The organism is Burkholderia sp. S171 (assembly GCF_009766085.1).
In the GTDB taxonomy this organism is placed as follows: domain Bacteria; phylum Pseudomonadota; class Gammaproteobacteria; order Burkholderiales; family Burkholderiaceae; genus Caballeronia.
In genome coordinates this window covers 1-431 of the sequence record NZ_LMUF01000064.1, presented here as the reverse complement: position 1 = coordinate 431, position 431 = coordinate 1, and the positions used below count along the sequence as shown (strand labels likewise).

Below are 431 nucleotides of genomic sequence, written 5' to 3'. Positions count from 1 at the left end.
CTTTTGGTGGGCACCACGCCCATTAAACAGCGCAGCAGGGTTGTCTTGCCCACGCCGTTGCGGCCCAGCAGCACCGTGAGCTTTCCGTCAGGCACGGTCATCTTCACATCACGCAGGATGTGGCTGCCGCCGTAGAACTGGTTGAGGGAATCGACTTCGAGCATGTTGTATTTCCTTTATCGGCCGAGATACGACTCGATCACTTTCTCGTTGCGCTTTACTTCGTCAAGCGTGCCGTGTGCAAGCACGCTGCCTTCGGCCATCACGGTCACGCGTCCCGTATCCCCCGAGAGCGCCGCGACGAACTCCATGTCGTGCTCGACGACCATCATCGAACACGTGCCGCGCAGCTTATTCAGCAACTCCGCGAGCTGCATGGTTTCATGGTCCGTCATGCCGGCAGCGGGTTCGTCGAGGAGTAGCAAGGCCGG

Annotated in this window: 1 protein-coding gene and 1 pseudogene; both read right to left on the bottom strand. The window is 59.6% G+C overall.

The features are described 5' to 3' along the window. On the bottom strand, positions 1–164 hold a 164-nt coding region (locus GSQ93_RS34860; protein ID WP_158940963.1), incomplete at its 3' end, for an ATP-binding cassette domain-containing protein. Between the two features lie 12 nt (positions 165–176). Continuing rightward, a pseudogene (locus tag GSQ93_RS34855) lies at positions 177–431 on the bottom strand (ABC transporter ATP-binding protein); the annotation flags it as partial.